The organism is uncultured Mailhella sp., assembly GCF_944324615.1.
GTDB lineage: Bacteria > Desulfobacterota > Desulfovibrionia > Desulfovibrionales > Desulfovibrionaceae > Mailhella.
Map to the genome: position 1 here is coordinate 1 of NZ_CALUWY010000098.1, position 6949 is coordinate 6949.

Below are 6949 nucleotides of genomic sequence, written 5' to 3' on the forward strand. Positions count from 1 at the left end.
TCGTCTTCCTCGATGTTGACCTGATGCCAGGAGTCGATGACTTCCTGAGATTCGGGCACGTCGGGGATGGTGTCGAAGGTGGGGGTCACATCGAGGTGGCCGAGGAGCTTGCCTTCGCCGAAGGCGGCGTTGTCGCCGTCATGATAGGGGAAGAGCTTTTCGGCGCGGTAGAAGTTGCCGTCCACTTCCATGGAGTACATGACCACGCCGTCCTTCTGTTCCACGGTCTTGGCGCAGATGTCGGTGCCGGGTTCCTTCTTGGGGTTGATGAAGGCGCCGAGCTTGTCGGAGGCATAGCCGTCCTTCCAGCCGATACCGCCGGAGTGGATGAGGTAGTGGCCTTCGTCGTAGTATTCCACGTTGCAGATGTAGGGCGAGAAGAAGCTCTGGCCGAGTTCCTTGCCGTACTGCCACACCTGTTCGATTTCCATCTTGTCGGTGTCGATGCGGTAGCGCACGCCGCGGGAGAAGTTGTCGCGGTTTCTGATGTAGCGTTCCTTCACCTTGGAGCGGTACTGGCCGTTGTCGAAGCACATGATGTCGCCGTTGGGGCAGACCACGCAGGCGTGCTGTTCATACTGCCAGTCGAAGTTGGCCACATCGCCCACAGGCTTGAAGAAATACTTCTTCTGCATGTCTTCGGGCCAGCCTTCGGGGTCGCCGATGATCCAGTTGAGCTTGCTGGTTTCGTAGTCGAAGTTCACCACGGCGTCCTGATGGCGGCCGGAAATGGTGATGGTGTTGTTCTTTTCGTTGTACCACAGGGCGTTGTTGTGGAACCAGTCGTGGGCGTCCTGAGAGCCGGAACCGGCCACGTTCTGGGGCAGGAAGGTCTTGTAGTCCCAGGTGCGGAGCACTTCGCCGGTTTCACGGTCGAGCAGGGCGATCATGTCTTCCACGGTGCTCGAAGTGAAGTCCTGGGTGAGGGCCAGGATGTTGCCGTCGGGCATTTCGAAGTGGTCGTGGTGATAGTTGCCCGGCATGCGGTATTCCTTGTAGATCTTGCCGAGCAGGTTGAGTTCCACAAGACCCGTGGAGCAGTAGGGCATGTGGCAGAAGCGGTGGGAACCGGTCATGATGTTGCCGTTCTTCACGCGCTTGATGTCGAACATGGTGTTTTCGGTGAGCAGCCAGCGGATGTCGCCCATGTAGTCGTAGGCGGTGGGCAGGTTCTTGCCGGCCGGGGTGAGGAACATGAAGTTGTTGCCGAAGTAGTCCATGGACGTGTTGATGTTGCGGCAGCGGCACACGTCTTCAGGCAGCGGCTGGGACATGATGGAGAAGGTCTTCTTTTCGCCGGTGGAAAGTTCCACGGTGACGTCGGTGGCGATGCCTTCGTAGAGACCGATGACCGGAATGGCGTGGCTCGTGCCTTCGGGGAAGGTGTGCACGATGTTTTCACGGGCGTTGCGCTTGCCGTGAAGGGTCATGGTGGCGGAGGCGGGCTTTTCGCTCTTGAAGAGAATCAGCGCGCAGAGCGGGTTGATGAAATAGGGGTTGACCAGAACATGGGCGTTCTCAAGGGTGGGCTTTTCCGCCTCGAAAGCGGCGAGAAATTCTTTTTCGGCGCGGTTCTGGCGGGTAATGAGGTGGTCGCTGTAGGTGTGCATCACTTTGTTGCTCATGGCTTGGGGACTCCTTCTAGAGTGTTGCGCGTCGTGCGGAACCGGGAACGTTTTCGCCGGAAAGGTCCGGCCTTCCGGGCGTTTGTTCCGGCAAAAACAGGCGTTTCGCCGTGTTCTGCGCCGCAGAACGCGGTCTGCGGCGCGGGAGCATGTTTTTTATGCCGCTCAGGCTTTGAGCTTTTCGATTTCCTGAATGATGGCGGGCTTCTGCTTCAGGCCTTCGAGGCGGGAAACTTCGGCGCCGTCCTTCATGAAGAGCATGGTGGGGAAGCCCTTCACGCCGCAGCGTTCCTTGAGGTCCTGGTTGGCGTCGAAATCCACGGTGAAGATGCGGAAGTCGGGGTCGTTCTTGCTGATGTCCTTCAGCACGAAGGAGAGCATTTTGCAGGGGCCGCAGGTCTTGGAATAGAATTCCACCATCATGACGCCGGATTTGTCCATGCTGTCGTAGCCGGCGGTATCGATTTCCGTAATCATGGGAAAACTCCTTGAATTTGAGGGTGGCAGGGGAAGGCTATGGCCGGATGAGAGCTTATCCTCTCAGTTTTTCCACATACTTGGAGGCGCTGTTCGCGGCAATGGCGCCGTCGCCGCAGGCCGTGGCCACCTGGCGCAGGCCTTTGACGATGATGTCGCCGGCGGCGAAGATGCCGGGGCGGGAAGTCTGCATGGCGGCGTCGGTGATGATGCAGCCGGTGCGGTCGAGAATGCCGAGATCGGCGCAGAAGGAGGCGGTGGGTTCGAGACCGATGTATTCAAACACGCCGTCGCAGGTCACGGTACGTTCGGTGGCGTCTTCCTTGGTGGACTTGAAGCGCACGCCCTCAAGCTTGTCCGTGCCGAGGAATTCCAGCACGTCCTGATAGGGGTACACGGTCACGTTGGGCATGGCGCGCAGCTTGTCGCAGGCGGAGGGATCGGCCGTGAGGTCGAACATGGTCACGATGGTGAGCTTGTTGGCAATGCCCGCAAGGTAGATGGATTCTTCCACGGCGGAGTTGCCGCCGCCGATGACCACCACGTCCTTGCCCTTGTACTGGGCGCCGTCGCACACGGCGCACCAGCTGATGCCCGCGCCGGCGTGGGCGTCTTCGCCGGGGATGTGCAGGCGGCGGGGACGGGTGCCGGTGGCGATGATCACGGCGGAGGCTTCGTACACGGTGTCGTCCTCAAGGCAGACCACCTTCTTCACGGCGCCTTCGTCGATGATGGCGGTCACGGTCTTGTAGTCGAATTCCGCGCCCACTTCCTGGGAGTGTTCAAACATTTTGATGGCCAGTTCCGCGCCGTTGATGGTGCCGAAACCGGTGTAGTTGGCGATTTCGTTGGTATTGATGATCTGGCCGCCGGGGGCGAGCTTGTCCAGCACCAGGGTTTTCATGTTGGCGCGCACGGCATAGATGGAAGCCGTGAGACCGGCGGGGCCGCCGCCCACGATGATGACGTCGTACTTGTCCATGGTAAGACTCCTTTTCTATGTTTGGCTTCCCCTCAGGAAGCGCGAGGTTCGACGGAAACGGGCGGGTCAGGTTCCCGCCCGTGCGGGAATCAGAAAATGAGCATGGCGAGCGGGATGCCGATCACGATGATGACGCCCGCAATGATGAGGGAGGCGGAAACGCTGTAGGTCACGATTTCCTTGGGGGACAGCCAGCGCGTGTTGCCGAAGAGCATGGCCGCGAAGGGCGAGGCCGCAGGCGTGCAGGCAGCGATGAGCACGGCGTAGATGAAGCAGGCCATGAGGGGGCCGGCGTTCATGCCGAAGGCGTTGCACATGGCGAGCAGCACGGGGGTGAGCACGAGGCCGAGCACCACGGAGTTGCAGAAGTTGGTGCAGCAGATGCCGAGCAGGATGACGGCGATGCACAGCGGCACATAGCCGAAGCCTGCGAGGGCGCCGCGCAGCAGGTATTCCATGAACACGGTCACGTTGGTGCCCTTGCCGGTCATGGCGTCACCAAGGAGCATGGCCACGGCGATGAGCAGGAAGATACGCCAGGGGTAGGCCGCGGCGGTTTCGCTGATGTCGGCAATGGGCTTGCCGCGCAGGTGCACGAAGCCCACGAGGAAGAGCGCCACCAGAGGAGCCAGCAGGGAGTTCTTGCCGAGGAAGGCGCCGATGGCGTTGTCCTTGCCGATGATGCCGGGCAGCAGGATCCAGCAGGCGAAGATGCCGAAGGCCACGAGCACGCCGATCTGATAGCCGGTCATGGGCTTGAGAGGTTCGCGGCGCAGCACTTCGGGGTCGAGCTTCATGAGGGGCGAAACGTCCACGCGGAAGAGGAAGCGCATGGCAAGAAGCAGGCAGGCGATGGCCGTGATGGAAATGACGAGGGCGAAGCAGAAGTAGGAGGCCGCAGGCAGGGCGGGCACGTTCAGGCCGGGGTTGCTGGCGGCAAGGCCCCACACGTTGCCGAGCAGCAGGAAGGCGCCCGTCTTGAAGGGGTCGGAGGCAAAGGAGAGCAGGGCCATGATGATGATGAACACCAGCATGGAGGAAACATACTTGTCGCCGCGCTTGAAGCCCACCTGATCAAAGATGCTGTAGAGCACGGGCCAGATGAGGAAGCAGATGGAGGTCTGTTCAAAGAAGGCGAGCAGGTAGGTGGCCACCAGAATCACGGCGGTGAAGGTCCACGGGCGGCCGATGATGAAGTCGCGCCTGAGTATCCACTGGGCAAGCCAGGAGGAGACGTTGCTTCTGATGAGCGCCGTGGCGAAGCACAGGGTGAAGAAGATCATCACCACCATGGGGTTGCCGAGGAAGGAGGAAAGCACCTTGGGCGCGGGAGTGAATCCGCTGAAGGCCAGCATGAGCACGCCGAGGAAGCACGGCCAGAGCGTGTCCACGAAGGTCCAGAGATAGACCACGCCGAGGAAGATCATGGCGTTGACCATGCCCATGCGGGTAATGGTGATGACGGCGCTGCCGTCCGCCACGGGGAAGCCCGCGGCGACAAGGGCGTCGTTCACGGGAACGACAAGGGAAGGGCACGGAAGAACATGGCCCAGGAACATGAGCCCGATACCGATGACGGTATGGATGATGGTGCCCAGGGAAAGTTTTGCGGCTGACATGCATGCCTCCGGTTATGGAGCGTGAGGAGTACTTCGTGAAAAGAGGGACGGAATTGGAACCTTCGACTTTATAGGATTCCGGTTAACATAGGGATATGGGGGATAAAGAAAACTAGTCTAAACTAGACTTGTGAGGATTTTTTTCCGAAACGGGGAAAAAGCCCCATTTTCCGGCCCGGAAGGTTTTCCCGGGACGTCTTTTTCCGCACGGCAGGCCCCTGTATCTTCCGCCTCTTGTGAAGAAAAGCGCTCCTGAGAGAGCATGAAAGTGCCGGAAATAACGGGAAAAGGCATGGGAAGACGGGCGGAGGGCGGGACAGGCTGCAGGCGGCGGCCCATTCTGCGCTTTTTTTCCCCGCCAGAATATCCTGTTCCCGTTGTCTTTGTCCATACGGCCGCACGCTTTTCCCGGGGCGACGTTTTTTCGTGCGGCCGGGGGATTCCCGGCCGCAGCGTTCAGAACAGCAGCATGGCAAGGGGAATACCCACCACGATGACCACGCCTGCAATGATGACGGAGGCCGAAACGCTGCACACGGCGATCTGCCGGGGCGAGAGCCAGTCGCTGTTGCCGAAGAGCATGGCGGCAAAGGGCGAGGCCGCGGGCGTGCAGGCCGCGATGAGCACGGCGTAGATGAAGCAGGCCATGAGGGGGCCGGCGTTCATGCCGAAGGCGTTGCACATGGCGAGCAGCACGGGGGTGAGCACGAGGCCGAGCACCACGGAGTTGCAGAAGTTGGTGAAGATGATGGCAAGCAGAACGACCACGATGCACAAAGGCACATAGCCGAAGCCTTCGAGCACGCCGCGCAGCAGGTATTCCATGAACACGGTGACGTTGGTGCCCTTGCCGGTCATGGCGTCGCCGAGGAGCATGGCCACGGCAATGAGCAGGAAGATGCGCCAGGGGTAGACGGAGGCGGTTTCGCTTATGTCCGCAACGGGCTTGCCGTGCAGGTGCACGAAGCCCACGAGAAAGAGCGCCACCAGGGGAGCCAGCACGGAATTTCCGGCCAGAAAGGCGCCGAGGGCCGTATCCTTGCCGATGATGCCGGGCAGCAGAATCCAGCAGGCGAAGATGCCGAAGGCCGCGAGCACGCCGATCTGATAGCCTGTCATGGGGGGCAGCGGTTCGCGGCGCAGCACTTCGGGGTCGAGCTTCATGAGGGGCGACACGTCCACGCGGAAGAGAAAGCGCATGGCAAGAAGCAGGCAGGCGATGGAGGTGAGGGAAACGACAAGGGCAAAGCAGAAGTAGGAGGCCGCGGGCATGGCGGGCACGTTCATGCCGCTGTTGCCTGCGGAGGCCAGGCTCCAGATGTTGCCGAGCAGGGCGAAGGCTCCGGTCTTGAACGGGTCGGAGGCAAAGGAGAGCAGCGCCATGATGATAATGAACACCAGCATGACGGAAACGTACCGGTCGCCGCGCTTGAAGCCCACCTGATCGAAAATGCGGTAGAGCACGGGCCAGATGAGGAAACAGATGGCCGTCTGCTCAAAGAAGGCCAGAAAATACGAGGTGACCAGAATCACGGCGGTGAAGGTCCACGGGCGGCCGATGATGAAGTCGCGCCTGAGTATCCACTGGGCAAGCCAGGAGGAGACGTTGCTTCTGATGAGCGCCGTGGCGAAGCACAGGGTGAAGAAGATCATCACCACCATGGGGTTGCCGAGGAAGGAGGAAAGCACCTTGGGCGCGGGAGTGAATCCGCTGAAGGCCAGCATGAGCACGCCGAGGAAGCACGGCCAGAGCGTGTCCACGAAGGTCCAGAGATAGACCACGCCGAGGAAGATCATGGCGTTGACCATGCCCATGCGCGTGATGGTGATGACGGCGCTGCCGTCCGCCACGGGAAAGCCCGCGGCCATGAGGGCGTCGTTTGCGGGAACGACAAGGGAGGGGCAGGGCAGAACGTGCCCCAGACACATGATCGTTATGCCTATGACGGTGTGGAGTATGGTTCCCGGGGAAAGTTTCGTATCCGACATGCTTGCCTCCTGTCGCGGGGCGGGTCATCGTTCGTGAAAAGATGCGTAAGGGAAAATATCCATATTTTCCCGCATCTTCGACTTTTTCCGATGATGCCCACTATAGGGAGGACGGAGGCAAAGAAAACTAGGTTCAGGACTCATTAAATATAAAAGATGACAATGGCAGCTAGACAAATGGCCGAAAAGAACGTGTGGGCACAACGGTCATAACGCATGGCTATTCTGCGCCAATCCTTGAGTCGGCCGAACATGAT

5 protein-coding genes and 1 pseudogene are annotated in these 6949 nt (G+C 60.2%); all 6 read right to left on the reverse strand.

Going from position 1 to position 6949, the window contains the following annotated elements; genetic code table 11:
* The coding region (locus Q0K07_RS12600; RefSeq protein WP_294559705.1) for an aryl-sulfate sulfotransferase at positions 1-1625 on the reverse strand (1625 nt) is incomplete at its 3' end.
* Between the two features lie 165 nt (positions 1626-1790).
* Positions 1791-2102, reverse strand: a complete 312-nt coding sequence (locus tag Q0K07_RS12605; protein ID WP_077073503.1) for a co-chaperone YbbN — start codon at positions 2100-2102, stop codon at positions 1791-1793.
* Between the two features lie 55 nt (positions 2103-2157).
* Positions 2158-3084 (reverse strand): FAD-dependent oxidoreductase, encoded by a 927-nt coding sequence (locus Q0K07_RS12610; RefSeq protein WP_294559707.1) that lies wholly within the window; start codon positions 3082-3084, stop codon positions 2158-2160.
* 89 nt (positions 3085-3173) lie between these two features.
* Positions 3174-4703, reverse strand: coding sequence for an SLC13 family permease (locus tag Q0K07_RS12615; RefSeq protein WP_294559709.1), 1530 nt, complete (start codon positions 4701-4703; stop codon positions 3174-3176).
* A 456-nt stretch (positions 4704-5159) separates the two neighbouring features.
* Positions 5160-6692, reverse strand: a complete 1533-nt coding sequence (locus Q0K07_RS12620; RefSeq protein WP_294559711.1) for an SLC13 family permease — start codon at positions 6690-6692, stop codon at positions 5160-5162.
* 143 nt (positions 6693-6835) lie between these two features.
* Positions 6836-6949, reverse strand: a pseudogene (locus Q0K07_RS12625) (IS5/IS1182 family transposase); the annotation flags it as partial.